The following is an 826-nucleotide window of genomic DNA, read 5'->3' as shown; positions in this document are numbered from 1 at the left end:
ACACCCCCAGCATCCTCGACGCGTAAGAGCCCGCTGCGCTCGTCACCGGCAGGAAGAGAAGACACACCACCATGTCATTCACCGTCTCAGCCGCCGAACCACTCCAATCTCCCGTGGGCGTCGGCATCATCGGGCTGAGCGCACGCGGCGGCTGGGCCGCCCGCGCCCACGTGCCAGCCCTGGAAGCGCTGAAGGGAAAGTTCGAACTGCGCGCGCTGAGCGCCAGCAGCGCCGAGTCCGCCAGGGCTGCCGGGCAGAAGTACGGCATCCCACTGGCCTTCGGCAGCGCCGAGGAACTGGTGCGTCGCGACGAAGTGGACTTGGTGGTGGTGACCGTGAAGGTCCCCCACCACCGGAGGCTCGTCGAGGCGGCACTGCACGCGGGCAAGCACGTCCTGTGCGAGTGGCCCCTGGCCAACGGCCTTGCGGAAGCGGAGGAGTTGGCGGGGCTCGCCGCCCGTGCGGGCGTCCGCGGCTTCGTGGGCCTCCAGGCCCGTGCCAGCTCTGCCCTGCGGTATACGCGCGACTTGGTCGCCGAGGGCTACGTCGGCGAGGTGCTGTCCACCAGCATGATCGCCTCCGGCGGTGCCTGGGGACCCACGTTCTCCTCCGGCAGCGAGTACCTGCTCGACCGGGACAACGGGGCCACCATGCTCACCATCCCCTTCGGACACACCATCGACGCGCTGTCGACGGTCCTTGGTGAGTTCACCGAGATCGCCGCCACCACGGCGGTCCGCCGCCCCCGCGTCACCAACGCCGAGACCGGCGAGAGCAGGACCATGACGACGGCCGACCAGGTCGCGGTCACGGGAGTCCTGGAGAC

The 826-nt window shown here is 69.9% G+C and carries 1 protein-coding gene; it reads left to right on the top strand.

All coding sequences use genetic code 11. The annotated features are described in order from the left end of the window. Positions 1–71: 71 nt before the first annotated feature. Positions 72–826: Gfo/Idh/MocA family protein (locus tag TN53_RS41270; RefSeq protein ID WP_046264027.1), on the top strand; the 755-nt coding region annotated here is incomplete at its 3' end.

The sequence above is a fragment of the Streptomyces sp. WM6386 genome (genome assembly GCF_000972385.1).
Lineage (GTDB): Bacteria > Actinomycetota > Actinomycetes > Streptomycetales > Streptomycetaceae > Streptomyces.
This window is presented reverse-complemented; position numbering and strand designations above follow the sequence as displayed.